The organism is Thalassospira tepidiphila MCCC 1A03514 (genome assembly GCF_001662875.1).
GTDB lineage: Bacteria > Pseudomonadota > Alphaproteobacteria > Rhodospirillales > Thalassospiraceae > Thalassospira > Thalassospira tepidiphila.
Window position 1 is genome coordinate 594,162 of sequence record NZ_JPVZ01000002.1, and the last position, 24,295, is coordinate 618,456.

The window sequence follows — 24,295 nt, forward strand, 5'->3', positions numbered from 1 at the left end:
TACGAAAAAGGCGCCAGATGGCGCCTTTTGCTTTGATGGGGTGATCATGGTTGATCAGACCGTAAACGGCACGTCCTTACCGGCAACAAAGGCATCAATGTTATCAAGTGCGCGGAAGCCCATGGCGTTGCGGGTTTCAACTGTGGCTGATCCCAGATGCGGCAGCAGGAAGGTGTTGGCAAGATCGCGATAGGCCGGTTCGATATTCGGCTCCCCGGCAAAAACATCGAGGCCCGCCGCGGTCAGTTTGCCGGATTTCAGGGCAGCAATCAGGTCCTGATCATTGACGACATCGCCGCGCGCGGTGTTCACGATGATCGCGCCATCGGGCAGCTTGGCAATGAAGTCTTCATTGACCATGCCGCGCGTTTCGGGCGTTGACGGGCAATGCAGCGACAGGAAATCACAATGGGGCAAAAGCCCCTCGATACTGTCGTGATAGGTCGCACCCATTTCCTGATCGGCGGGCAATTGGCGGCGGTTGTAATAATGGATGTCCATGTCAAACCCGCGGGCGCGTTTGGCAACCGCCTGACCAATGCGGCCCATGCCAACGATGCCCAGTTTCTTGCCGGTGACTTGCGTTCCCATCAGATGGGTCGGACGCCAGCTTGACCAGGTGGCGTTGCGGACTTCTGCCTCCCCCTCGCTGGCGCGACGGGCGGCACCCAGGATCAGAAGCCAGGCGATATCGGCGGTGGCATCGGTCAGAACGCCGGGGGTGTTGCCGATGATCACGCCCTTTTTCCGGGCGGCTGCCAGATCAATATGATCGGTCCCGACCGAGAAGGTGGCGACGATTTTTACACTGTCGGAAAGATGGTCGAAAAACTCGGCATCAATCGGATCGCCGACCGAAACAAGGGCGGCATCCGCGCCATGACAGAGGGCGAGGATTTCAGCACGGGTCAGGGGATCGTCATCTTCCTGGGTGCGGATGTCATAACTTTCAGCCGCACGCTTGGCGACGGCATCGGGCAATCGGCGGGTGACAGCAAGAACAGGTTTCATGGTGGGTTTCTCCCTGAAGCGATTTTGTTTTTAAGTTTTCAATTGTTCTAGAATAACTGCCCGACGGCCAGACGGATACCGATTGATGTGATCACCAGCGACAACAGGAAGTCGGCCAGAACAATCGTGCTCGCGGTCGGGATCGGGACCGACAGGGTCAGCTTGGCGATATAGACGCCATACACAAGCGTCGCGATCACCGCGATAAAGACAAAGCCACCAGCACCCAGCGACGGGAACAATACGCCCAGCATCAAGGCGGCCAGATACAGCCCCATCTGAAGCACACTTGCCCAGTTATAGACCGTGATAAACGCGATATAGCGTTCGGCACGGCCCAGCATCGGGATGACATGGAACATGATCAGCGGAAAGGCGACCCATTTGATGACATAGGCAATGACTTCGACCAGCATGTAACGCATTGCCGGGAATTCGTCCGGGGCATCGAAAATGTCGTTCCAGCGCAACATGGCAAAGGCCGGAAACACAATCACTGCCGCCAGAAACGAACGCCAGAATCCCTCGATCGAAAAATTAAAAAATCCAAGGCCCTGGGTATCGCCACGGGCAAGACGCCATGTGCCGTAAAGGGCGCGCAGGGTTTCGCTGGAGGTGTTCATTTAGGGCTTGTTTCCGCACTTTGGGGCAAATCTGATCCTGATTGTCTAGCAGCCTGCCAGACCGAGGGAAACAGCTTATCGCTGATTGCCCGTCCTTCACAAGGTGGGGTTGCCAAACGTCTTTTTCTTGCACGGGTCATCGGGCCCTTGAGACGGCAAAACGAGGTGGCGGGATCAGGATGACGGACAATACGGACGAAGAATATGCGTTGCGCTTGTCCTATCTTGAAAAAACCGATCCCAACTCGCTGGCGGTCGCGCGGCTGTATCTTGAAATGGCCAGCAACCACAGGCCCGATCAGCGCGAAGAAGCATTGGCGCTGTTTGATGCCGCCGATGCAATTTTCGCGCTGCATTTGCCGACGGCACGCGATGCGGCGGTGGCCGGGCTGGCACTAAGCCTCAATAACCGGGCCGCGCTTGAGATTGAGGCCGGTGAATGGGATTGGGCGGTGGATGCCGCCTGTCAGGCCGTCGAACTGCGCCAGGATCGCCTGCGCAATTGTGTCGGGCGCAAGGATGACAAGGAACGGTTGGATCTGGGTTATTCACTGGCCGCGCTTGTTCTGGCCCTGCAAGGGGCGGGCAAGCTTGATCTGGCGCGCGATGCGGCATGCGATGCGGTCGAAGTGCTGGGCGCCTTTGCCGGGATGCGCAATCAGGACGCGTTTGTCCTTTTGACCAAGCTGATCTGTATCTATGCCGATCTGTGCAACCGGACCGGACAACTGCCCGATGCCAATGTTTTGTTGCCGCTGGCCAAGGCGTTTTACACTGCGCGTGGCAAGTCCTGAGCAAAGAAAAACGGCCACAAGGACGTTTCCCTGTGGCCGTTCCAATTCATGGATTGATTGATCAGCGGGTGCTTGCCACCGACCAGGTCAATGTCACTTCACCATTTGCCGGAACTTCGATGTCCCAGCTGATCTGACCGGGTTGGTCGCGTTCGTGCTTGTGGCTTTCGGCTGTCACTTTCCAATCGACTGGCAGGTCTTCACGCACGGTGACGGTTTCGACACGGTCACTGGTATTGCGAATGGTCCATTTCAGATCGGCCGCAATCGCGTCTGGCAGGTTCGGGCGTGCCTTGCGGTCAAACGAGGTAACATTACGCGTGCCGTTCAGGTCGCTGGCCTTGCCCAGACGCAGGGTCGCATCACGGCCAACCGGGGTCAGCGAAATCATGTCTTCGGACAGATAGCCGGTATCGCCTGCCGGGGTTTGGGCGTAGATGCGCACAATGCCATCCGGCCACGGGCTTTTGGCGTCTTTGCCGCCTTCGTTGGTGATGTCGATTTCAAGATCCGGACGGACGAAGTCGTTGGTGTCATTTTGCGCCATGTTATAGACGCTGCTTGATGCCTGGAAGATTGCATGGCGTTTGACCGGCAGGACTTGCGGATCAAGCAACGGCAGAATGACCGTATCGCCATCCTGCATCGACAGGCCATCAAACGGGCCATAAACATGCAGGTTTTCAAAGCTTGCGCGATCCGGTGCGCTTGCGGCGGATGCGGCACCATCGGCCATGGCAGACATCATCATTTCGGTGCGCGCGGCCTTCGCCATCGGGGGCTGCTGCACCCGGTTGGGGTCACCGGCGACCAGACGCAGGGACGCATTTTCATAATCGCTGCCTGATCCGTTCATGACCTTGGCGATTGCTGTCAGTTTCAGGCTGTTTTCTGCACGATCATAATAGGCGGTATAGGACGTGTTCCAACCGATCCCGCCCAGAAGATAGGCCATCGACACGTGATCAAGCGCGGTACCGGTTGCGATATCGGCATCAAGGGTCGGGCTGGTGGTAAAGCCATCGGGCAGTTCGGAAACAATCACCTGATCAAGCGGCACCTGTTCCAAACCGGCATCGGTTTCAATCAGGGCAACATGGCTTACCGCGACAAGGGTACCTTCAATCAGGTCATCATCACGGCGAATGGTGACGGTCTTGCCAATCTGATCGCGCACAAGGTCGTCGATGGCGTTTGATCCGTTGCCGCGATTGCGCAAGGACGTCCAGACAAGATCGGCATCCTTGGCAGTGCCGAGCAGGAAGGAGTCATTCATGATGGTCTGGGGCAGGCCATCAATGCGAAGCGTGCTTTGGCCTGCGGGAATGGCCGCATCGCGTTTTTCGGTAATCAGCGACAGGTTGCCGGGATAAACCGTCAGCTGCAGGCTGGTGCGGTTGTCGGCTGATAGTCCAACGGACGGGCTTTGCGCGCGGGCAGGCTCAACATCCGGTCCGAAAAATACCGCTGATCCCAACAAGGCGGCGAGTGCAAAACGATTGCGCAATGCTGCTGTCATTCCCGATCCCTTTTGTCATGATGAAGTGGGGCTATGCAATTTGCTCTGATTGCCACCTTTGCGTGAAAAGATGGCAGGATCAAGGACATGCAGGGATAATTTCAGGCAAGACGCATAAACGCATGGTGCCAACGCACGCAAACGTTTGCCCGCGCAATTCGATGCGCAGCAAAACGTCAGAATCCGAAGATGGGGCTTATGCTTAGCTCAGAACGTGGTGGAAGGAATATCCGCCGACCTCGGGCAGGTGATGCTGGTAGGCAGCCTGACGGGCGGTATCAATGATGATCGGCGCGCGCAGATTGACCGACATGCTCACGGGGCCATCGTCGGGCTTGTGCAGGGTCACAATCAGCAACACCGCGCCATCTTCCTTTTTGATGCCGTGAATGCCAAAGCCCTGTTCAAGGTGTTCTGGCCGGATCGTATCGCTTTCAAGGTTATAGGGTGCCACGATAAAGGCCAGTTCCGGTTCGGTCAGGCATTGCATCAAAAGAAACGCATTGCCGCTTTCACCCGGGAAGCTTGCCAGCGCAAAGACGTTATGATCAGGAAAGCCTTTAAGCCCGGCCGGGAAGTAAATGGCCTTGTCCCACGCAAATTCGCGTTCGCCAAACAGGGTGGTCAGTTTTACGGCGGACGGGACGGGCCCCTTGGCCGTCGGGTTTGCGCCTTTTTCGGTCGCCATCGCGTCCTCCTGCTGATCCGTTTTCATGCTGCACCAGAAATATCAAAGCACTTTGGATTGGTTTGCCGGATATTCAAGGGCTTGGCAGACCGGAAGACATTCTATTAGCAGTTTATTTAGCAGCCGTTAAAGCGGACCCCGACAGGTTCACTAAACCCTTTGACCTGAATTGTTTGCGTTTGTGCATAGCGGGCAAGAAGGATCGGTCCGGCGACCGGGGCCTCTTTACGCAGGCGGTTGGCGAATTGTTCGCTCATGACTGTATCGCTGCCAAGTTCGCGGGTGGCCTTTTCAAGGCGGGCCGCCAGATTGACCGTGGCCCCGATGACGGCGGGTGTGACCGCCTCACGCTGGCCGATATCGCCGACAACGGCCGGGCCGAAATTAAGACCGACCCCGATTTCAAGCGGTTCACCGCCATTTGCCGGGGCCCGGGCCTGCCATTCGGCGACCTGGGCGATGATTGCCTGTGCGGCACAAAATGCATTGGCCGCCGGGTTTTCAAGATCGTCGAAGGCCGCGAAACTCGCCATCACCGCATCACCGATATATTTTTCAACAATGCCGCCATAGGCACCGATTTGCGACGTTGCGATGTGATGGAACTGGTTGAGGAACCGCATGACTTCCTGCGGGTCGCGCTTTTCGGCAAAGCGTGAAAAGCCAATAACATCGGCAAACAGAATAACGCATTCGCGGCGTTCACCCACACGGATCGGCTCATCACGATCGGCCAACTGATCGGCAAGGGCAGTCGGGAAATATCGTGCCAGATTGCCATGCGCACGTTCGGATGCAGCCGACTGGTTGATCAAAACCCGCAAACGCGAAACCATCACCGCACAGGCCAGCGTAAAGACGATGACAATGATCACCTGTTCGGCAAGGGCCGAGATATCGACAAATTCCGGCAGGTTATAGGTATCGATGATTTCTTGCTGGCTGGGGTTCCATTCATCGCCGAAATGTTGGGAAACGATCACACCGGGCCGGGTCATCAGCCACCAGATCGCCCCGCTCCATGACGCAAACAGCCAGAAGCCGAACCACAGGATCAGGCGCGGTGAAAAGGTCATGATGATTATCGCCATCATGATCATCGAAAAGACCACGCCACGGTCACGTACGACAAAGCCATAAAGCCATGCCGGATGATCCAGCAACGGATTAAGCGGATCAGGCACAACCGAGACATAGACAATCAGAACCGCGTCAATCACCGCCAGCAGATAGATCATCCAGTATGATTTGCCGCCCCGAAAGGCGACGAACAGCTGAACGAATACGCCGGGAATGAACCAGCCGAGGACCTCAAGCAATGTATAAAGCTTGCCGGTTGGCGAATCAGGTTTGCTAAACAAAAGCAGGATGAACGCCAGAAGGCAGATGCGTAAGAAGGCAACAAGGATCAGCCCGCGCTTTTCTTCGCGGGCGACAAGGCGTTCAAAAATTGACTCGGAAGGCTCAGTTTTTGACGGCATCAGCAAGAAGTTGTTTCAGCCCTTCGCTGTCCTTGACGACCAGTCGACCATCACGGCGCGTGATCATCCCCTGTTTTTCAAGTTCGCGCAGCTTCTTGTTCACCGCTTCACGGGTCACACCCAGCATCAGACCCAATTCCTGCTGCGACAACGGAAGGGCAATACGAATGCCTTCCGGGTCCGGGCCGCCATGACGTTCGGCCAGCCACAGGATGCGTTTGATCAGACGTGCAGTCAGATCAAGGAAGTTGGCATCTTCAAGCAGGTCACTGACCCAGCGCAGACGCCGGCACAAAAGGGCGGTGATGTGACGGCGCAGCGGGGCTTCGCGGTCAAAGATTTCAAAGAAGTCATCGCGCGAAATGAAAAGTGTCCGGGTCGGGCCAACTGCGCGTGCGGTCGCCGTGCGCGGTTCGCCATCCAGCAATGCGATTTCGCCAAATACCGCACCGGGGGCCAGAACGTTAAGCACGATTTCCTTGCCGGTTTCCGAAACCGATGAAATGCGAACCTTGCCGGCCTCAACCGCATAAAGCCCGTCTGCCGGTGCGCCCTTTTCAAACAGCAACTGGCCATCGTCGAACCGGCGGACAGTCGCCTGGTTTGACAGTTGCTCCAACAGTTCGGGGTCCAGATCCTCAAACAGGAAGCTGCCTGCCAGAATGCGCGAAGCAATCTTCGCAAGTTGCGGTGATTTTGGGCCGGTTACACTGTTCACGGGGTTCACTTTGAAAATGGTTTCGTTTCAGCGGGCGAATCGCAGAATTCGAATGCCAAAGTAGCACAAATATCCTGCTTTACAGCAAGCTGTTTTGCAATTGGCATCTGGCCATTGCATCTGTTGCCAAGTCACTGGAATGCTTGTGATGCGACAAGGTTTTTTGATGTCACTGGTTTGAAATTCAGACAGCCCTCCCCCAAGCTTATAGATGTTAAAGCATCGCTTTTTGGCAGGAATTTGACGGGGAGATCGGGACTGGCCGCAGAAAATGGTAACGATCCGAATGGGGCCAAAGGCCTTATTTTACGCGGCTTACAGGTAAAATATAGAACATTTGACAAAATCTCCTATGTTTTTTAAATTATCCTAATTCCGAACAGGGACCGCCCAAGAACAAGAGTGTCAAAAGCAACCACGGTCCGCGGATGTCGTTTTATATCGGGAGGAAGAAATGAAGATGATTTCCAAAGGTGCCTTGTTTGGCGCCGCTTCAATGGTCGCCGCGTCATTTGGTTTTAACGCGCAGGCAGCCGATGTGACCCTGAACTTTGCCCATGTTGACCCGGCAGAGTGGACCACCTCGAAAAAAGGTGCAGCGTCACAGGTCTTTAAAAACATTGTCGAAGCAGAATCGGCTGGCCGTATTGAGGTCGCTCTGTTCCCGGCCGGTGCGCTGGGCGGTGAAACCGATCTGCTGCAGAATACCCAGGACGGTACGCTTGCCATGTCGATGGTATCGGGTCCGTTCTCCAAGGTCTGCCCTGAGGCAGCCGTTCTTGATATCCCTTATGTTTTCCCGAATGCCAACGTTGCCTGGAACGTTCTGGATGGTGATTTCGGCAAGGAACTTGCCGCGCACTGCCTGGAAAAAACCGGTCTGCGTACGCTGGCCTATGGTGAAACCGGTTTCCGTAACTTCACCAACTCCCAGCGCGCAATTTCCGAGCCGAAAGACATGGAAGGCTTGAAAATTCGCGTCATGACCGTTCCGCTGTTCGTGGAAATGGTCAAGGCACTTGGTGGCGAACCGACCCCGATTCCGTGGCCGGAAGTTCCGACCGCACTGACCACCGGCACGGTGGACGGTCAGGAAAACCCGATCAGCGTGATCTATGCCAACAAGTTCTATGAAATGCAGAAATACCTGACGCTTGACCGTCACGTATATGGCACCGACTTCATCGTGATCAACGAAGCAATCTATCAGAACCTTTCCGAGGCTGATCAGGCACTTCTGCGTCGCGCAGCCGGTGTTGCATCGAACGTTGGCCGTGCGGTTCAGCAGTTCAACTCTGCTGAAGGCGTTGCCAAACTGGCAGAGGAAGGCATGGAAGTAACCACGCCGACCGCTGAACAGCTCAAGATGTTCCGTGATGCCGCTCAGCCGGCAGTCATCGAATGGCTTTCGGGCGAAATCGATGCTGCATGGATCGAAAAACTGCAAACTGCCGTTTCCGAAGCAGAAGCTTCAATGTAATCGGTGTTTGGCGGGTCGGGTGCTCCTCCTTGCACCTGACCTGCCCTTTTTTCCCGCCACCGTGCTTATAAAAGCATAATAATTTTCAGAGCGATCCGGGGGAACCCATGCAACGCACCGAGAATGCTTACAAGCGTTTGCTCGCCGGACTTTCGGGATTAAGTATCCTAATTGTTTTTGGTGTCGTTTTTGCCGGCAGTGTCAGCCGATATCTGTTTTCTTCCCCGCTGCAATGGAGCGAAGAAATCGCGAAATACGCGATGATCTATGGCTGCATGTTCGGTGTGGCCTATGCCTATCTGCAGGGTACCCAGATCACTTTCAGCATTGTTGTTGATACCATTCCCGCACGCATCCGCCGCAAGCTCGCAATCATTGTTGATGCCGCGACGCTGGTTCTGGGCGGTATCCTTGCCTATGCAGGTTACGTGTTTGCTGCCAAGCGCGGCGGTATTGTTGCCTCGGGCATTGGCATTCAGATGTATTGGGCGCAAATCGCCATCACCGTTGGTGGTGTTTGTCTGGTGATTGCCGCCATTTTGCGCCTGGCATCTTGCCTGGCTAAGAATTCCACCGGGGGTGAAGCATGATTACCGGCGTCACCCTTCTGGCACTGCTTGCAATCGGTGCACCGGTTGCCTTTGCAATCGCGCTTGGCATTGTCGCCTATATCAGTACCGGCACGTTTGGCATTGATCTTCTGCCGCAGCGTATCTTTGCCGGGATGGACAGCTTTACCATTCTTGCCATTCCGCTGTTTGTTCTGGCCGGCGAGTTGATGAATGCCAGTGGCATCACGTCGCGTGTGATCAATCTGGCCAATGCGCTTGTCGGCCACGCCAAGGCCGGTCTGGCCCAGGTCAATATCTGGTCCTCGGTGATTTTTGCCGGTCTTTCGGGATCTGCGGTTGCTGATACATCCGCAATTGGCCGTATCTTTATTCCGTCGATGGAAAAGGAAGGCTATCCGCGTGATTTTGCTGCCGCCCTGACGGCCGCATCATCGGTCATCGGCCCGATCATTCCGCCCAGCATTCCGGTCATTATCTATGCGCTGATTACCACCAATGTCTCGGTGCCAGCCTTGTTCCTTGCCGGGATTGTGCCGGGGGTTTTGCTGGCGATTGCGTTGTCGGTTTATGTGCGTTTCTTTGTCAAAAACCACGCCAAGCCGCGCGAACGCATGAATATGGGCGAGAAGATCAAGGCAGTCTGGAACGGTCTTATTCCGCTGTTCATGCCGGTCTTTGTCATCGGCTCGATCCTGGCCGGCATCGTTACCCCGACCGAGGCGGCAAGCTTTGCGGTGTTTTATGCGCTGGTTGTTGGCCTGTTCGTATTCCGGGAACTGAAACCGGGTGACCTGCCGGCAATTTTCGCAGGTGCGATGCGCGATTCATCGAGCATCCTGATCATCATGGCAACGGTGGCGGCGGCAAACTGGTTCATGACCTTTGCCGGTATTCCACAAACCGTCAGCAAGTTCGTTCTGGGCTATGTCGACAGCCCGGTCACCTTCCTGATCCTGATCAACCTGATGCTTTTGGCGGTTGGTCTGGTGCTTGAAGGCATTGCTGCGATGCTGGTGCTGGTGCCGATCCTGCATCCGATCGCGATCAGCCTTGGCATTGATCCGACCCATTTCGGGATCATCGTGATCTTTAACCTGATGATTGGCCTTATTACGCCGCCGATGGGATTGTGCCTGTTTGTTGCGGATGCAATTGCGGGTGTCGGTATGGCCCGAATGATCCGCGCCATCATGCCGTTCTTTATCGTTGAACTGGCGGTGTTGCTGATCATCACCTTTGTACCGGGCATCGTTACGTTCTTGCCCGATCTGTTTGGATTTTAGGATACCTGTCCATGTTGAAACTCGGTCTTATTGGTAAAGGCATTTCGCGGAGCCAGTCGGCACGACTGCACGTATTGCTGGGCCGTATGTGCGGTATGGATGTCACGTACGACTATCTCGACAGCGATGTGATCAAGGATTTTGACCTGATCAAGCAGCTGACCACCTGTGCGGAAACCGGCTATGCCGGGGTCAATGTGACCCATCCCTACAAAACAAGCGCACGCAAACTGATCACCCCGCGCAAACGCCTGCCCGAAGCGCTGGGCTCGGTGAACACAGTTGTCTTCCGCGAAGATGGCTGGCGTGGGGATAACACCGACTTTGTCGGCTTCATGCGCGGCTATCAAAAACAGTTCGGCGATGCCAAGCCGGGAACCGTTTTGCAGATGGGGGCGGGCGGTGTCGGCCTTGCCACGGCGTTCGGTTTGCGCGGGCTTGGTGCGGACAAGATCCTGATCCATGACAAGGACGCCGCGCGCGGTGAAGAACTGGTGGCAACCCTTGCTGCGGCCAATGCCAATGCGGCATTTGTTGGTGAAGATGACCTTTCTGATGCGGTGCGCGCGTCCGATGGTTTGATCAACTGCACGCCGGTTGGCATGAACCAGTATCCCGGCTGCCCGTTTGATACCGATCTGTTTGGTGGACAGAAATGGGTATTTGATGCGGTCTATACCCCGGTTCAAACCGCCTTCCTGCGCGCTGCGGCCAAATCGGGGATCGACGTCATGACCGGCTTTGAACTCTTCTTCTTTCAGGGTATTGAAGCATTTGAAGTTTTCAGCGGGGCAGAGATTGATGCCGACGCTGCGAGGGACGAATACTTCAATGCCTATCCCGAGGCATTGACAGGCTAGGGGACCAAGACCATGAGCAGCAGTACCGTTGCCGAGACAGTCTATAACGAAATTCGCGATGACATTTTGTACGGCGAATTGCAGCCGGGCGTGAAGCTTAAGCTCGAGGCGCTGCGCGAACGTTATAGCGTCGGGGTCAACACGCTGCGTGAAGTGCTTAATCGTCTTGTGGCGTCGGGCTTTGTGTTTGTCGAAGGCCAGAAGGGCTTCCGCGTCGTTGAAACATCACCATCCAATTTCATGGAATTGACGGCGATGCGTCTGTTGCTTGAACGCGATGGTCTGGCAGCCTCGATCAAGCATGGCGACGTTGAATGGGAAGCCCGGGTCGCGGCCGCCCATCACAAGCTTTCCGCGGTTGAAAAGCAGATGCTTGATCGTGACAGCCGCGAACTGACCGTCCGCTGGAGCCAGTATGACCGCGAATTTCATCAGGCGCTGATTTCGGCCTGTGGGTCGAACCTGCATATGCGCCTGCACCACGAGATTTTCGATCAGTTCCGCCGCTATGTGGTGATCGAACTCAAAACCCATGGTTTCCGCGCCCAGGAAATCATCGATGAGCATCGCGAAATCTGTGAGCTGTCCCTTGCACGGGATCTGGATGGCGCGATTGCCAAACTGACCGACCATATCGAAACCTATCGGCGCCGTTCACAGCATTGATCTGCGCGCGGGGCAGGCCCCGCGATTGCTGCATCCTTCTGTGAATGTGCCGGTGCCCCACATGCATCCCGGAGGGATAAAATGCTGACCTCAATTGCCACAGTTTCACTGTCAGGCGATCTTCAGGAAAAACTCGATGCCATTGCCGCTGCCGGCTTTGACGGGGTCGAGATTTTTGAAAATGACCTTCTGTCCTTTGACGGATCGCCAGAAGATGTTGGCAAAACGATCCGTGATCTGGGTCTGAAACTGGTCACCTTCCAGCCGTTCCGCGATTTCGAAGGCATGCCCGAACCCCAGCGCACCCGCGCGTTCGAGCGCGCCGAGCGCAAGTTCGACCTGATGGAAGAACTGGGCACAGACCTTTTGATGGTCTGTTCGAACGTCTCCCCGCAATCATTGGGCGGGCTTGATCGCGCCGCCAAGGATCTGGCAGAGCTTGGCGATCGCGCCGCCAAACGTGGCCTGCGTGTCGCGTTCGAGGCGCTTTCATGGGGCAAGCATATCAGCGACTATCGCGATAGTTGGGAAGTCGTGCGGCGCGCCAATCACCCGAATGTTGGTCTGGTGCTTGATACCTTCCACATCATGGCGCGCAAGGTGCCGCTTGATGCGATTTCGTCGATCCCGGGCGACAAGATATTCCTCGTGCAGGTTGCCGATGCGCCGATCCTTGAAATGGATGCGCTGTCATGGAGCCGCCATTTCCGCTGCTTCCCGGGGCAGGGGGACTTCCCGCTCGGTGAATTCATGCGCAACCTTGCCATGACCGGCTATGACGGTCCGCTGTCGCTTGAGATTTTCAACGATCAGTTCCGCTCCAGCTCGACCAAGAACGTGGCCAAGGATGGTTTGCGCTCCCTGATCTATCTCGGCGACGGCATCGAAGGCGTTCAGGTCGGTGAAAAGGGCACTGCCCTTCCGCCCAAGGCGCATGCCAAGGAAGTCGGCTTTGTCGAATTTGCGGTCGAGGAAGAAAACGCCGAAAAGCTTGCGACACTTTTCGCAGCCCTTGGCTTTGAAAAACGCGGCAGCCACAAAACCAAGGCAGTGACCTGGTGGAAACAGGGTGACATCAACCTTGTGATCAATTGCGACAAGGATGGCTTTGCGCATTCCTATAACATCGTGCATGGCCCGTCGGTCTGTGCGGTCGGGCTTAAGGTCGATGATGCCAAGGCAACGATGGACCGTGCGCAATCATTGCTGGCCGCGCCCTTCAGTCAGGCGGTTGGCGAAGGCGAAATTGAAATGCCGGCCATCCGGGGTGTTGGCGGCAGCCTTGTTTATTTCCTTGATGATCACAGCGAGCTTTCGCGCATCTGGGATGTCGAGTTTGAACCCGAAAAGGGCGCGGATACAGACGCCGGCAAGGCGAAACTTCGCAAGGTCGACCATGTGTCATACTCGATGCAGTATGAGGAAATGCTGACCTGGCTTTTGTATTTCACCTCGATCTTTGATCTCGGCAAAATGCCGACCCTTGATATCCCGGATCCGGGCGGGCTTGTGCAAAGTCAGGTGGTGCAAAGCGATGCGGTGCGTTTGATCCTCAATGGCTCGCAAAGCCCGCATACCCAGCATTCCCAGTTCCTCAACGAGTTCTTTGGCAGCGGTGTGCAGCATCTGGCATTCGCCAGCGAGGATATCTTTGCCTCGGTTGATTACTGCATGGCGCATGGCGTTGAAATCCTGCCGATCCCGGAAAACTACTATGACGATATAGAAGCGCGGTTTGGGCTGGAGCCGGAACTGCTTGATCGTTTGCGCGCACGTAATATTCTCTATGATCGTGATGATGAAGGTGAATATTATCAGGCCTATACGCGCACCTTCGCCAACCGTTTCTTCTTTGAATTGGTCGAGCGTCGTGCGTATCGTGGCTTTGGGGCGGCCAATGCGCCGATCCGGCTTGCGTCACAGACGCGCATGAACCGTCGTAACGATGCGGCGAAATAACCACAGGGCACCAAGCGCATAAAGGCGGGAACAAGGAAATGAGCGTGCAGGAAATTCTAGTCATCAATGGACCGAACCTGAACCTTCTGGGGCAGCGCCAGCCGGAAATTTACGGCTATGACACGCTGGCCTCGATCGAGGAAAAATGCAGCACGCTTGCCAAGGAGCTCGGCGTTTCGGTGCGGTTTGGCCAGTCCAACCATGAAGGTGCGATCATCGACATGATCCACGAGGCCCGCACCAAATCCGCCGCCCTGATCATCAATGCCGGTGCCTATACCCATACCTCGGTTGCGATCCACGACGCGCTCAAGACCTTTGAGGGCTATATCATCGAGCTGCATATTTCCAACCCGCACGCGCGCGAGGAATTCCGCCATACCAGCTGGATCAGCCCGGTCGCCGATGCGGTGATGGCAGGTGCCGGTGCCTATGGCTATGAGCTGGCAACCCGCCTTGCTGCAGAAAAGATCAAGACCGCCTGAAAAAGGCTCTGAATTATTCAATCCTGTTGTGGCGGAATACTGTAAATGTGCCTACAGACGGTTTGAATAATTACGACACAGATATTTTGAAGATAATTAAGGGCAGCTCATGGCGGCCCTTTTTTCTGTCCGAATGATCGTGGTTTAGACCGAGCTTCTTGACCGCAAAGCGGCCGCCAACGTGCCGTCATCAAGATAATCAAGCTCGCCCCCGACCGGCACGCCATGGGCAAGGCGGGTGACCTTGACGCCGGTTTCGATCAGCCGTTCGGTGATGTAATGCGCGGTGGTCTGCCCATCGACCGTGGCATTGGTGGCAAGGATCACCTCGGACACGGCGTTTTCGCGCACGCGATTGACCAACTGATCGATTTTAAGATCATCCGGCCCGACACCATCAAGCGGCGAAAGCGTACCGCCCAGCACATGATACTTGCCCTTAAACGATGCCCCGCGTTCAAGCGCCCAAAGATCCTGAACTTCCTCGACCACACAGATGATGTCCGTACCGCGGTTTTGGTCGGCACAGATATGGCAGGGATCGGTGACATCGATATTGCCGCAAACAGAACAGGTCGTCATGACCTCGGCCGTGGCATGGAGTGCATCGGCCAGCGGGATCATCAGAGTTTCGGGTTTTTTGAGCATCTGCAAAACCGCACGCCGTGCCGAACGCGGCCCAAGGCCGGGCAGGCGTGAAAGCAGCTTGATCAGATTTTCAATTTCCCGTCCGGTCATGATGACCCCGTGCTGGTAAAGTGTGATCGTTACACATTGCTTGTATCAAAAACAAAGGGCGGCGCAATGCCACCCTTTGCCGCGTACTAATGAAAGTACGAATTTTATCGCGTGTCCGATGAAAGATCAGAACGGCAGTTTGAAGCCTTCCGGCAGGTTCATGCCGCCAGTGACGTCTTTCATCTTTTCCTGAACGGCGGCCTCGACCTTGACCTTGGCGTCGTTATAGGCCGCCACAATCAGGTCTTCGAGGACTTCGGTGTCGTTCGGGTCAACGATGCTTTTATCCAGCGAAAGGCCGCGCATTTCGCCTTTGCCGTTCAGCATCACCTTGACCATGCCCGCACCGGACTGGCCTTCGATTTCAAGTTCAACCAGTCCTTCCTGCATTTCCTGCATTTTGGACTGCATCTGCTGGGCCTGTTTCAGCATCCCTGCAAGGTTCTTCATAGCTCGTCGTCTCCTTCGAGATAAAATGCGTCGTCATATACGGAACCGCTTTCGTCCTCTTCGCCCTCGGCATTTTCCTGGCCGGGTGGCAGATGGACGGCAACGATTTTGGCTTTTGGTAAACCATCCAGAATGGCCCTGACCAGCGGATCTTGCGAGGCATCTGCCTTGCGCTGTTCAAGGGCTTCAAGTTCTTGTTCCTTTAGGGTTGGTGCCCCTTCTTCGCGCTCCGACACACTGACCAGCCAGCGATGACCAGTCAGGCCATTAAGCGCCTTGATCAGCTTGGTCGAAAGGTCCGACCCCGCCCCGCGTGCCGGGCGAAATTCGATGCGACCCGGTTCATACTTCACCAGATGCATATAGTTTTTGACCTGCATCGAAAGGCCAGTGGTTTCCCGGTCCTTGCCAAGCAGTTCGGCAACTTCTTCGAACGTTTCGGGCATCTTGGCATAGACTGGCTGTTCGACCTGTTCGGGTTCGCCCAGCGGGTCGGGTCGGCGCTGTGCTACGGCAGTTGCACCGCCGCCGCCATTCACCACCTGCATGCGCGGTCCCGGGCCACCACTGCCGCCGCCATTGCCGCCACCTTGTGGGGCGCCGCCGCCGTTACCGGCATTGTTCATGTCCTGACGCAGCTTCTTGATCAGGTCACCGGGCGGTGGCATTTCCGCGGCATAGGCCAGACGGATCAGGATCATTTCAGCGGCCTGAATCGGTGATGGCGCAATGCGCGTTTCTTCAAGGCCCTTAAGCAGCATCTGCCAGGCGCGGGTCAATTGCGGCATGGCAAGCTTGGCGGCAATTTCCTTGCCGCGTTCGCGTTCGATCTGTGACACGCCGGGATCATTAGCCGCATCAGGCGACAGCTTCACACGTGTCAGCCAGTGGGTCAGATCGAGCATATCCTGCAACATTACCGGCGGATCACCGCCAAGGGCATATTGCGCGCCAAGAAGTTCCAGCGCCTCGTTAATCTCACCCTTCATGGTGTGATCAAACAGATCGAAAATCCGCGACCGGTCCGAAAGGCCCAGCATGTCACGCACCTGCTGGGTGGTGACCTTGCCTGCGCCATGCGAAATCGCCTGATCAAGCAGGCTCATGCCATCACGGACCGAACCATCGGCGGCACGTGCGATCAGGGTGACGGCTTCTTCTTCGATCTCGGCATTTTCAAGCCCGGCGATGCGGCTATAGTGCGCGGCCAGTTCGTCGGTCTGCACACGACGCAAATCGAACCGCTGACAACGCGATAAAACCGTGATCGGAATTTTGCGGATTTCGGTGGTGGCAAAGATGAATTTCACATGCTCTGGCGGTTCTTCAAGCGTTTTGAGAAGCGCGTTAAACGCACTTTTCGAAAGCATGTGCACTTCGTCGATGATGTAGATCTTGTAGCGCGCCGACGTCGGGCGATAACGAACACCTTCGATCAGTTCGCGAATGTCATCGACACCGGTGCGTGACGCGGCATCCATTTCCAGAACATCAACATGACGATCTTCGGCAATCGCACGGCAATGTTCACACACACCGCACGGCTCGATCGTTGCACCGCCCTTGCCATCCGCACCAATGCAGTTCAGCGCACGCGCAATGATACGTGCTGTCGTGGTTTTACCAATCCCGCGCACACCAGTCAGGATAAAGGCATGGGCAAGCCGGCCACTTTCAAGCGCGTTTGACAGCGTCTTGACCATCGGCCCATGGCCGATCAGCTCATCAAAGGATTTCGGGCGGTATTTCCGCGCAAGAACCTGATACTCGCTTTTGCTTTCTGGCTCGGCCGTGGTGACGGGCGCGGATGTGTCCGCGACGTTACTGTCTGTCACCGTGTCACCTTCTGGCGCCGTTTCGCTGGCGGTCTCGATCTGCTCGCTCATTCATCCGGTCCGGACTGTTTTAATTCTCAGTTGGTTTTAGCAGCTTCGAAGCCCTATGGGAAAGGCCAAGTGGGAAATTTCCCATACAAAAAGCCATCTGCCCGCGAATGTCAGGGGCATGGCAAATATCAGCGATTTCAAAGGGAGAAATGAAAGGGTGAGAGACTGAACAGCGACCCGGAAAAACTCGTTACGGCTGCTACCTTCCGGTCCTGACCGGGTTGGCGAGCGGTCCGTCCACTGCCAGCCTCTCGCCCCCTATATCGCGCAAGCGTCCATAAAACGCAAGGGTTGGCTGGGATTTTTTCTGTTATCAAGCAATCGTGGCTTTTGACCGATCCCCACCCACGTTAATGTCATGCTCCGTCACCACAGGAAATGTCGGCGATCCCATGGGCTTGCCCGATATTTTCCGCATCAGAATTTCAAGAAAGTGACCACCATGCACAGGCTGTTTTATGAATCCGTTGATCTTGATCGCGATGCGGTTTTGCGCAAACGCGAAGACTGGCAACAGGTTCTGTTGGCCGAGGAGTCGCTGCGCATCCTGATTTGCCATGCCGGTGATCCGCTTTTTGCCTGGCCCGAGGACATGGACGCCCACGAACTGGTGGTGCTCGGCGCCCCGGCCGTGCCGCATCTGGATGTCGATCTTCATCGCGGACAGTGGATTTATCTTGGCCGCGATGAAAGCGGGCCGGTGATAGCGGTCGATATTGCCGCGGTGGTGACCGATCGTGACGAGGCCATCCGCAAACTCGGCGGTGGTTTTGGCGATATGCGCACCCGCATGGCCAATCTTTCGGTGGATGAGGCCGCCCTTGCCGCACAGGCACGTGCGATTTTCAACTGGCATCAGGGGCACCAGTTTTGCGGGGCGTGCGGCCATCCGAACCTGGTGGCAGAGGCGGGATATCGTCTGCAATGCAGCAACCCGAACTGTGGCAAATCGCATTTCCCGCGCACCGATCCGGCCGTGATCATGTTGATCCATCATCAGGATCATGTGTTGCTGGCAAGATCCCCGCAATTCCTGCCCGGCATGGTGTCAGTTCTGGCCGGTTTCGTCGAACCAGGCGAAACCCTTGAACAGGCCGTCGCGCGCGAAGTGTTCGAAGAAGTCGGCGTTCGGATCAAACGCCCGCAATATGTCGCATCCCAGCCCTGGCCGTTTCCGGGGTCCTTGATGCTGGGCTTTGTCGCCGAGGCCGAAACAACCGACCTTTTGCCTGATAACGAAGAAATCGAGTTTGCGATGTGGGTGCATCGCGATGATGTGCCAAACCTGCCCGAGAAAGGTATCAACCTGCCGCGTCCGATATCTATCGCACGCTTCCTTCTGGAAAACTGGTGCGCCGGCCACATATAGAAACAAAGAGGCCTTTGTCACCATCCTGGTGATACGGCATCGCTGTACTGGGTGATGATCGGTATTCAGGAAAAAGCTTTGGTAGCGATACGTTTTCTACGCGATTTGGGTGTAACCGGCGTTGCTGTCTGTTTGCTTGCGATTTTGTTCGCAGTAACGGCCGCAAAGGCCCATGAACGGATCCCCGTCAAGGTCGGTGCGTATGAATATGGCGTGGTCTATTTCTATGAGGATGGCAAGCCTCAGGGCATGGTTCTGCACCTGATCAGACTTCTGAACGATTTGCAGGACGAATATGTGTTTGAACTTGCAGAAACCTCATCGCGGAGACGCTATCAGGCCGTAACCGGTGGTGATGTGGACCTTGTTCTGCTGGAAAGTTCACAATGGGAGTGGCAGGAATTTGATGTTCGCTTTTCCGAACCCATTGTTCAGGAAAAAGATCTTTATCTAACTCTGGCTGGACGCGATGACATCCAAAGCCTGCTGTCGAATGTGACGAATCATCCGATCCTGTGCGTCTTGGGGTTCCATTACGGATTTGCCGATTTCAACGCGGATCCGGAATATCTGCGCCAGAACTTTGATGTTTTGCTGCGCTATAACGAGCAAGAGGTCCTTGACGGACTTCTGGCCGGGGAAGCCCCGATTGGTATCGTCTCGGCGGGCTTTCTGGCTGCCCGGTTTGTTGATTATCCGTCCTTGCGCGAAAGCCTTGTGATTTCAGATCAGCCCGATGCCGTCCATGATCTGGTGGCGGTGCTGTCAGCCGGATCGTCAATCCCGCTTGACCGGTTCAACCAATTGATTGCGAAACTGCAATCCACTGGCGAGGTCGAACGCCTGTGGCAGCAACTTCACATCGGTCTGTCTGGCTAGGTCCTGAACCAAATCCCGACATAAAGCCCCGACCGCATCTGCTAGTCGATCGGCGGGATGCGGGCAATAACATTGCGCCGCAGGGCATCTGGCCGTTCGCGCCAGGCAACAATGCCCTTTTCACTTTCGGCATATTTTGACGCCAGTTCACAGAGATCCTCGACCATGCTGTCGGGATCAACATTGCCATAAACATATCCCCACTTGCCCGATCCGTTCAGCGCGACCGAACAGCCAGACTTGCAGTTGGTCAGGCATTCAACCGGTTTAACCTCAAACGGCAGATCGCGCGTGGCGCAGACTTTCTGAATGCGCTCAAAAAGCGTCTGACCATCGCGCGGATCACTTGGTGCGCTGGCGATTGAGGACGTGCAGGTCGTGCAGATATTCAGGCGGGACTTGGCGGTCATGCGGGTGATCTTATCCGGGCTGGTGACAGGTAAAACGACGCGGGGGCGCATCCAATCAGCTTGCGACCGGTCTGGTCAAGTCATCATCAAGATGACGGGTGACATATTCCTGGATCGCACCGGCAAGCTGGCGATTGACCAGCGGGTGGGCTTCTTCGGCCAGCATGACAGCAACACCGACGGCTGGCAGTGGCGGAAATCCGTCCCGCGCATCAAGGATTTTGAATTCGTCGGTCACACTGGCCGCCGCAAGGGCGCCAACCCCCAACCCGTCGCGCACAAGATGCAGCATCGAAGCCGCTTGCCGCGATGTTGCATAAAGCGTGAAGGGCCGGTTGGATTTCGAAAAGGCGTCAATCGCCCATGCATGAAACTTGCAATCCTCGGCCGGCAGGACAAGCGGCAGCGGATCAAGAAGGTGCTGCTTATGAACCGCCGATGTCACCCAGACCCCAAGTTCATGGCGCAGGAAATATCCCTCTTCGCCTGTTTCCGACCGGCTGATGATCGACAGATCAAGCTCCCCTTGATCAAGCATCCGGCGGAGCAGGATCGTCGGATTGACCGACACGAAAAAGCGCGCCTTTGGATGCACGCTACTTATGGCACGCAGAACAATTGGCAAAATCTTTTGCGCGTAATCATCAGGGCAGCCGATGCGGATCGGACGGCTTTCTTCCTGCGAACGCAATTGTCCCATCGCCTCATCTGTCAGGCTCAGGATCCGTCTGGCATACCCGACAAAGGTGATACCTTCGTGGGTCAGTTGAACGTTGCGCCCGTCGCGCTCAAACAGCTTGTTGTCGACCAGTTCTTCAAGCCGCTTCATCTGCATGGAAAAGGCCGATGGCGTGCGCCCGATGCGGTCGGCGGCACGGTTGAAGCTGCCGCATTCGGCAAAGGCGACAAAGCTTCTAAGCAGGTCGGAATCCATGGCTTCCCCTTTGATCAGAAAAATTGATCAGGAATTTTGAACAATAGGGTCAAAACTATTCGATTGTCCGATTGTGATCCAGCGGCAAATATCAAATCCGGCCGGCCAATGCTGTAACGCGAATGCTTTTGATGCATATGCCACAAGGATGAGTCTGATGATTTTGAACGACTATTTGATGTCGGGTAACGGCTATAAGGTCCGTTTGCTGCTCTCGATGCTGGGTCAACCGTTTGAATATGTCGAACGCGACATCATGAAAGGCGAAACCCACACGCCCGAATACCTTGAAAAGGTCAACCCGAACGGCAAAATTCCGGCCCTTGTCCTGGATGACGGAAGGACCCTTGCTGAAAGCAACGCCATTCTGATCTATCTGGCCGAAGGCACCAATTTCATCCCCGAGGATGCCTATGACCGGGCCGATATGATGAGCTGGCTGTTCTTTGAACAGTATGACCATGAACCGAACGTTGCCGTTCTGATTTCCTGGTATGCGATCAAGGGCCTGCCGGAACATGCCGATATTCTCGGACCAATGAAACAGGCTGGTGCCAAACGTGCGCTGGATCTGATGGAAAAGCGGCTTTCAGGTCATAACTGGCTGGTCGGCGATGCGCTTACCATCGCCGATATCTCGCTGTATGCCTACACGCACCGGGCCGAGCTCGGCAAAATCAGCCTTGAACCCTATCCCGGCATTCGCGCCTGGCTTGACCGGATGACAGCCGTTCCGGGCTATGTGCCGATCACCTGGACACCCTAAAACCCGCAAAAAAAAGCAGCCACCACAAACAGGAACGTCACCCAAGGCAAGGGGGAGGCGGGGGAAGTTGTTCCCATCCGTGGTGGCTGAATACCCTGACGGGAGAAACGTCAGGGTGGCGGTACAATCGTCAGGCTGATTTCAAAAGCTTTTCGGGCAAAAGCGGGTCGGTCTGGGCGGCAGAAGTTCGTGCCTTGAAGCGCGCAAAGGCATCTTCGACATTGGGCGCGTTTGCCAACATTTCCGGGCCGCCCGGCATCGCGTTCAGGTAATGGATCATCGGCATGATCATCATGTCGGGAATGGTGAAACGGTCACCACAAACCCAGCCATCGCCATAAGCAGCATCAAGGGCAGAAAGATCATGACGGATGCGGTCCGTCATCTCGTTCATCCGGGTGGTAAATGCCGGGTCACGACGTGTGACATCATCGGCAAAGAACATCGGAATAACGAAATTGCGGATGATGTCCGGATCAAGCCGGGTCATGGCGACACTGATCCACTGGTTCATCCGGGCCGCTTTTTCGGCATGCACCGGGCGCAATAACGGCCCGGGGAAATTATCATCAATATAGCGGCAAATGGCGGCGGTTTCATAAAGCACGAACTGCCCGTGGGTCAGGACCGGGACCTTGCCAAACGGGTTGTTGCGCAACAGTTCCGGTGTTGGCGGATGGCCGGGTGGCTGGACATTCCGGCTGCTGAACGCGAACGGTATTTCCTTTTCCAGACAGGCAATGCGAACCGTGCGTGTCAGGTTACTGCGCGGCATTCCGATAATTGTGACATCCGACATGGCAAGACCCTTTTGTTCGGTGAACTTGCAGACAGGATTACGTCCCCCATAATATGTTCAAGAACATATTATCAGAATGTGTCATGGTCGATCTGTCGCCCGATCCAGACATCCGGTGACGTGCCGATTACCTGGTGGAGTTCGAAATGCCCTATGCGCCGACGCATAAGCCCAAAACCCGCATTCGCATCGTCAATGCGGCCAGTGCGCTGTTTAAAAAGCACGGGTTTGAAAATGTCACGATTGATCAGGTCATGGCAGCGGCCGGGCTGACCCGCGGCGGGTTCTATGCCCACTTCAAGAACAAGGAAGCCCTGTTTGTTGCCTGCGTTGAAAACGGCATGTCGCTTCTGTCATCGCCCGTGCTGGCAAAATTGCGCAAGGCCGAGCTGTCGGGAAGCGACTGGGTGACATCCTTTGCCGAACTCTATCTGTCACGGGTGCATGTTGATAACCCCGAATTTGGATGTGCGCTGCCAACCCTGTCGTCCGAAGTCTCACGTTCCGGCGATCAGGCGCGTGCAGCGTTTTCAAAACTGATTGATCAGGCATCGGGCAAACTTGCTTGGAAACTGGCAAAGGAAGACGGTGTTCCGGGCATGGATAAACCTGTCCCGATGGACGGTGAGTCCGTGCTGCCAGATGTTCCTGATGGTTACCGCGCCGAAGCCACATCCATGTTGGCGATGCTGGTCGGGGCAGTTGTTCTGAGCCGTGCAGTCGATGACAAGACGGCCGACGATATCCTCGCGGCAAGTCGGGAGAGTATCTCGCGCTCCCGTCACCAACATCTGGCGACAGCAATTGCGAAATAGCTACCGAGATCTCGTGACTATTTCATTGCAAGCGGTGTGATTTGCTTTTTGCGTTCAGCCATCATTTTCTGCTCGGCCAGCCCGCCGGCCTCGTCTGTCAGGAAAGTGAAAATCGCAAATCGCCGACCCTTGGTAACCGGCAATGCTTCATGCAAAAGCGAACATGAAAATACGACAGCACCACCGGGCGGCGGCGCATAAACTGCCCGGCCATATTCCGGGAAGCGCACCTGACCACCTTCATAATCAATCGGGTTCAGGTTCAGAGATACCGCAAATCTTCGATGGGCAGTGAATGCGGTACGATTGTCTCTGTGGCGGCCAAAATGCCCCTGATTGGCTGAGTCATAGCACCCGATACGCAAGGCTTCCATACTGGCAGTCTTGAAATGGAATACCTTCATCAGTTCCGGCATCAGGCGCGTAACAAGCCGGGCTTTAACCCGATTGAAAAGCTCTTCATCAAGCAGGACCACGTCGTTGCGTTTCTTGATATTGGCCTTTGCGATGTTGCTGCCAATATCACCTTGAGATACCCCATCTGCCTTCTTTTCGCCGGCCTCCCAATAGGCCAGCAAGTCAGCGCACAGCTCGGGTTCAAGCACATCCTTCATCACCAGAACCGGTGCCTGATAGGATGCTGGCTCCGGGGCAGTTTGTGCCGCAATCGCGTTGCAGCTTGTGATAAAATCATCAAGATCGGCCATTGAGCCGATTTTGCTTAGACGATGGTTAGGATCAATCAGGGCAACACTGCCGCCAGGACAGGCAAATAGCATGCGCACCTTGTTTTCCGCGTCATAAAGCTCGGTTGCCTTCGCGCTGGATTTACCAGATTTCTTCGGGCTTTTCTTTCCGCCAATTACGATGAAATGCAGCACTTCGGCATCTGCGGTCGCATCACGAAGCTGATCAATTTTCTCCCACTCGGCCTTGCCGGGTTTTTCATCAAAAAACCACAGGGCCAATGTGTTTCCGGCAATGAGCTGGTAGGTCAGGTCGATGTTTTCCCCCGTGGTATCGGGGAGCACAATCTTGGGAACAAAGTCTCCCACTTCCAGACTTTTGGTCTTTGGGGGCTGTTGCGATGTACCAGTCATGTCCGAAAAT

25 protein-coding genes and 1 other RNA gene are annotated in these 24,295 nt (G+C 55.5%); 12 read left to right on the forward strand and 14 right to left on the reverse strand.

From position 1 onward, the window contains the following. Positions 1 to 54: 54 nt before the first annotated feature. Positions 55 to 1,011: a 2-hydroxyacid dehydrogenase gene (locus TH4_RS06750; RefSeq protein ID WP_064780391.1), complete on the reverse strand. Its 957-nt coding sequence runs from the start codon at positions 1,009 to 1,011 to the stop codon at positions 55 to 57. Positions 1,012 to 1,058: 47 nt separating this feature from the next. Further along, positions 1,059 to 1,634 carry a hypothetical protein gene (locus tag TH4_RS06755; protein WP_064780392.1) on the reverse strand — a complete coding sequence of 192 codons (576 nt, stop codon included), beginning with the start codon at positions 1,632 to 1,634 and terminating at the stop codon, positions 1,059 to 1,061. A gap of 179 nt (positions 1,635 to 1,813) precedes the next feature. Between TH4_RS06755 and TH4_RS06760 the strand changes: the two genes are divergently transcribed. After that, positions 1,814 to 2,428, forward strand: coding sequence for a hypothetical protein (locus TH4_RS06760; protein WP_064780393.1), 615 nt, complete (start codon positions 1,814 to 1,816; stop codon positions 2,426 to 2,428). 61 nt (positions 2,429 to 2,489) lie between these two features. Here TH4_RS06760 and TH4_RS06765 read toward each other — a convergent pair whose 3' ends face one another. From TH4_RS06765 to TH4_RS06780, 4 genes are all read right to left on the reverse strand, one after another. Continuing rightward, the gene (locus tag TH4_RS06765; protein WP_064780394.1) at positions 2,490 to 3,947 is read right to left on the reverse strand and encodes a DUF4139 domain-containing protein; all 1,458 of its coding nucleotides are present in this window, start codon (positions 3,945 to 3,947) and stop codon (positions 2,490 to 2,492) included. Positions 3,948 to 4,149: 202 nt separating this feature from the next. Beyond that, complete coding sequence (fliW, locus tag TH4_RS06770) at positions 4,150 to 4,635, reverse strand: flagellar assembly protein FliW (protein WP_008889070.1); 486 nt, start codon at positions 4,633 to 4,635, stop codon at positions 4,150 to 4,152. A gap of 116 nt (positions 4,636 to 4,751) precedes the next feature. Next, positions 4,752 to 6,116 (reverse strand): adenylate/guanylate cyclase domain-containing protein, encoded by a 1,365-nt coding sequence (locus TH4_RS06775; protein ID WP_064780395.1) that lies wholly within the window; start codon positions 6,114 to 6,116, stop codon positions 4,752 to 4,754. After that, positions 6,100 to 6,834, reverse strand: coding sequence for a Crp/Fnr family transcriptional regulator (locus TH4_RS06780; protein WP_008889072.1), 735 nt, complete (start codon positions 6,832 to 6,834; stop codon positions 6,100 to 6,102). Before TH4_RS06780 ends, TH4_RS06775 begins: the two co-directional genes overlap by 17 nt. A 454-nt stretch (positions 6,835 to 7,288) precedes the next feature. Here TH4_RS06780 and TH4_RS06785 point away from each other — a divergent pair, with 454 nt between their 5' ends. The 7 genes from TH4_RS06785 (at position 7,289) to aroQ (ending at position 14,139) form a co-directional block, all read left to right on the forward strand. Then, entirely contained in the window at positions 7,289 to 8,314 is a 1,026-nt protein-coding gene (locus tag TH4_RS06785) for a DctP family TRAP transporter solute-binding subunit (protein ID WP_063085780.1), read from the forward strand. 107 nt (positions 8,315 to 8,421) lie between these two features. Next, on the forward strand, positions 8,422 to 8,904 hold the full coding sequence (locus TH4_RS06790) for a TRAP transporter small permease (RefSeq protein ID WP_064780396.1): 483 nt from the start codon (positions 8,422 to 8,424) through the stop codon (positions 8,902 to 8,904). After that, entirely contained in the window at positions 8,901 to 10,169 is a 1,269-nt protein-coding gene (locus TH4_RS06795) for a TRAP transporter large permease (RefSeq protein WP_064780397.1), read from the forward strand. The genes TH4_RS06790 and TH4_RS06795 overlap by 4 nt, the downstream gene beginning before the upstream one ends. Positions 10,170 to 10,180: 11 nt before the next feature. Further along, positions 10,181 to 11,029, forward strand: a complete 849-nt coding sequence (locus tag TH4_RS06800; RefSeq protein ID WP_064780398.1) for a shikimate dehydrogenase family protein — start codon at positions 10,181 to 10,183, stop codon at positions 11,027 to 11,029. A gap of 12 nt (positions 11,030 to 11,041) precedes the next feature. Further along, positions 11,042 to 11,695 (forward strand): GntR family transcriptional regulator, encoded by a 654-nt coding sequence (locus tag TH4_RS06805; RefSeq protein WP_064780399.1) that lies wholly within the window; start codon positions 11,042 to 11,044, stop codon positions 11,693 to 11,695. An 81-nt stretch (positions 11,696 to 11,776) separates the two neighbouring features. Then, a complete protein-coding gene (locus TH4_RS06810) occupies positions 11,777 to 13,654 on the forward strand; it encodes a bifunctional sugar phosphate isomerase/epimerase/4-hydroxyphenylpyruvate dioxygenase family protein (RefSeq protein WP_064780400.1) in 1,878 nt (625 codons plus the stop codon). A 38-nt stretch (positions 13,655 to 13,692) separates the two neighbouring features. Then, positions 13,693 to 14,139, forward strand: coding sequence for a type II 3-dehydroquinate dehydratase (gene aroQ / locus TH4_RS06815; RefSeq protein WP_064780401.1), 447 nt, complete (start codon positions 13,693 to 13,695; stop codon positions 14,137 to 14,139). Positions 14,140 to 14,283: 144 nt separating this feature from the next. On the opposite strand, the gene recR is transcribed toward aroQ, so the two are convergent. The 4 genes from recR to ffs all read right to left on the reverse strand — a co-directional run bounded on the left by recR (position 14,284) and on the right by ffs (position 17,465). Then, positions 14,284 to 14,877 carry a recombination mediator RecR gene (gene recR, locus TH4_RS06820; RefSeq protein WP_064780402.1) on the reverse strand — a complete coding sequence of 198 codons (594 nt, stop codon included), beginning with the start codon at positions 14,875 to 14,877 and terminating at the stop codon, positions 14,284 to 14,286. A 126-nt stretch (positions 14,878 to 15,003) separates the two neighbouring features. Further along, positions 15,004 to 15,327, reverse strand: a complete 324-nt coding sequence (locus TH4_RS06825; protein WP_008889081.1) for a YbaB/EbfC family nucleoid-associated protein — start codon at positions 15,325 to 15,327, stop codon at positions 15,004 to 15,006. Next, positions 15,324 to 17,213 (reverse strand): DNA polymerase III subunit gamma/tau, encoded by a 1,890-nt coding sequence (locus TH4_RS06830; RefSeq protein ID WP_064780403.1) that lies wholly within the window; start codon positions 17,211 to 17,213, stop codon positions 15,324 to 15,326. The genes TH4_RS06825 and TH4_RS06830 overlap by 4 nt, the downstream gene beginning before the upstream one ends. A gap of 157 nt (positions 17,214 to 17,370) precedes the next feature. Continuing rightward, an RNA gene (gene ffs, locus TH4_RS06835) (signal recognition particle sRNA small type) lies at positions 17,371 to 17,465 on the reverse strand. 190 nt (positions 17,466 to 17,655) lie between these two features. On the opposite strand from ffs, the gene nudC reads away from it, so the two are divergent. After that, positions 17,656 to 18,582, forward strand: a complete 927-nt coding sequence (nudC, locus tag TH4_RS06840; RefSeq protein WP_064780404.1) for an NAD(+) diphosphatase — start codon at positions 17,656 to 17,658, stop codon at positions 18,580 to 18,582. A 78-nt stretch (positions 18,583 to 18,660) separates the two neighbouring features. Then, positions 18,661 to 19,461, forward strand: a complete 801-nt coding sequence (locus TH4_RS06845; RefSeq protein WP_167351197.1) for a transporter substrate-binding domain-containing protein — start codon at positions 18,661 to 18,663, stop codon at positions 19,459 to 19,461. Positions 19,462 to 19,502: 41 nt separating this feature from the next. Here TH4_RS06845 and TH4_RS06850 read toward each other — a convergent pair whose 3' ends face one another. Continuing rightward, positions 19,503 to 19,871, reverse strand: a complete 369-nt coding sequence (locus TH4_RS06850; protein WP_245227768.1) for a DUF1636 family protein — start codon at positions 19,869 to 19,871, stop codon at positions 19,503 to 19,505. Positions 19,872 to 19,926: 55 nt separating this feature from the next. After that, on the reverse strand, positions 19,927 to 20,805 hold the full coding sequence (locus tag TH4_RS06855) for a LysR family transcriptional regulator (protein ID WP_064780407.1): 879 nt from the start codon (positions 20,803 to 20,805) through the stop codon (positions 19,927 to 19,929). Positions 20,806 to 20,962: 157 nt separating this feature from the next. Between TH4_RS06855 and TH4_RS06860 the strand changes: the two genes are divergently transcribed. Further along, positions 20,963 to 21,571 carry a glutathione S-transferase family protein gene (locus TH4_RS06860; protein ID WP_083997007.1) on the forward strand — a complete coding sequence of 203 codons (609 nt, stop codon included), beginning with the start codon at positions 20,963 to 20,965 and terminating at the stop codon, positions 21,569 to 21,571. A gap of 130 nt (positions 21,572 to 21,701) precedes the next feature. On the opposite strand, the gene TH4_RS06865 is transcribed toward TH4_RS06860, so the two are convergent. Further along, positions 21,702 to 22,370: a glutathione S-transferase family protein gene (locus TH4_RS06865; protein WP_064780409.1), complete on the reverse strand. Its 669-nt coding sequence runs from the start codon at positions 22,368 to 22,370 to the stop codon at positions 21,702 to 21,704. Between the two features lie 146 nt (positions 22,371 to 22,516). On the opposite strand from TH4_RS06865, the gene TH4_RS06870 reads away from it, so the two are divergent. Then, positions 22,517 to 23,185, forward strand: a complete 669-nt coding sequence (locus tag TH4_RS06870) for a TetR/AcrR family transcriptional regulator (protein ID WP_064780410.1) — start codon at positions 22,517 to 22,519, stop codon at positions 23,183 to 23,185. Positions 23,186 to 23,202: 17 nt separating this feature from the next. Here TH4_RS06870 and TH4_RS06875 read toward each other — a convergent pair whose 3' ends face one another. Beyond that, complete coding sequence (locus TH4_RS06875) at positions 23,203 to 24,285, reverse strand: 2OG-Fe(II) oxygenase family protein (protein WP_064780411.1); 1,083 nt, start codon at positions 24,283 to 24,285, stop codon at positions 23,203 to 23,205. Positions 24,286 to 24,295 lie beyond the last annotated feature (10 nt).

Bases quoted from the DNA above. Each gene is read 5' to 3' on its own strand.
- TH4_RS06755 (WP_064780392.1), bottom strand. From the start codon at position 1,634: ATGAACACCTCCAGCGAAACCCTGCGCGCCCTTTACGGCACATGGCGT.
- fliW (WP_008889070.1), bottom strand. From the start codon at position 4,635: ATGGCGACCGAAAAAGGCGCAAACCCGACGGCCAAGGGGCCCGTCCCG.
- TH4_RS06870 (WP_064780410.1), top strand. From the start codon at position 22,517: ATGCCCTATGCGCCGACGCATAAGCCCAAAACCCGCATTCGCATCGTC.
- TH4_RS06785 (WP_063085780.1), top strand. From the start codon at position 7,289: ATGAAGATGATTTCCAAAGGTGCCTTGTTTGGCGCCGCTTCAATGGTC.
- TH4_RS06760 (WP_064780393.1), top strand. From the start codon at position 1,814: ATGACGGACAATACGGACGAAGAATATGCGTTGCGCTTGTCCTATCTT.
- TH4_RS06860 (WP_083997007.1), top strand. From the start codon at position 20,963: ATGATTTTGAACGACTATTTGATGTCGGGTAACGGCTATAAGGTCCGT.
- TH4_RS06875 (WP_064780411.1), bottom strand. From the start codon at position 24,285: ATGACTGGTACATCGCAACAGCCCCCAAAGACCAAAAGTCTGGAAGTG.
- TH4_RS06855 (WP_064780407.1), bottom strand. From the start codon at position 20,805: ATGGATTCCGACCTGCTTAGAAGCTTTGTCGCCTTTGCCGAATGCGGC.
- nudC (WP_064780404.1), top strand. From the start codon at position 17,656: ATGCACAGGCTGTTTTATGAATCCGTTGATCTTGATCGCGATGCGGTT.
- TH4_RS06830 (WP_064780403.1), bottom strand. From the start codon at position 17,213: ATGAGCGAGCAGATCGAGACCGCCAGCGAAACGGCGCCAGAAGGTGAC.
- TH4_RS06765 (WP_064780394.1), bottom strand. From the start codon at position 3,947: ATGACAGCAGCATTGCGCAATCGTTTTGCACTCGCCGCCTTGTTGGGA.
- TH4_RS06850 (WP_245227768.1), bottom strand. From the start codon at position 19,871: ATGACCGCCAAGTCCCGCCTGAATATCTGCACGACCTGCACGTCCTCA.
- TH4_RS06825 (WP_008889081.1), bottom strand. From the start codon at position 15,327: ATGAAGAACCTTGCAGGGATGCTGAAACAGGCCCAGCAGATGCAGTCC.
- TH4_RS06800 (WP_064780398.1), top strand. From the start codon at position 10,181: ATGTTGAAACTCGGTCTTATTGGTAAAGGCATTTCGCGGAGCCAGTCG.
- TH4_RS06790 (WP_064780396.1), top strand. From the start codon at position 8,422: ATGCAACGCACCGAGAATGCTTACAAGCGTTTGCTCGCCGGACTTTCG.
- TH4_RS06775 (WP_064780395.1), bottom strand. From the start codon at position 6,116: ATGCCGTCAAAAACTGAGCCTTCCGAGTCAATTTTTGAACGCCTTGTC.
- recR (WP_064780402.1), bottom strand. From the start codon at position 14,877: ATGACCGGACGGGAAATTGAAAATCTGATCAAGCTGCTTTCACGCCTG.
- aroQ (WP_064780401.1), top strand. From the start codon at position 13,693: ATGAGCGTGCAGGAAATTCTAGTCATCAATGGACCGAACCTGAACCTT.
- TH4_RS06805 (WP_064780399.1), top strand. From the start codon at position 11,042: ATGAGCAGCAGTACCGTTGCCGAGACAGTCTATAACGAAATTCGCGAT.
- TH4_RS06750 (WP_064780391.1), bottom strand. From the start codon at position 1,011: ATGAAACCTGTTCTTGCTGTCACCCGCCGATTGCCCGATGCCGTCGCC.
- TH4_RS06810 (WP_064780400.1), top strand. From the start codon at position 11,777: ATGCTGACCTCAATTGCCACAGTTTCACTGTCAGGCGATCTTCAGGAA.
- TH4_RS06865 (WP_064780409.1), bottom strand. From the start codon at position 22,370: ATGTCGGATGTCACAATTATCGGAATGCCGCGCAGTAACCTGACACGC.
- TH4_RS06795 (WP_064780397.1), top strand. From the start codon at position 8,901: ATGATTACCGGCGTCACCCTTCTGGCACTGCTTGCAATCGGTGCACCG.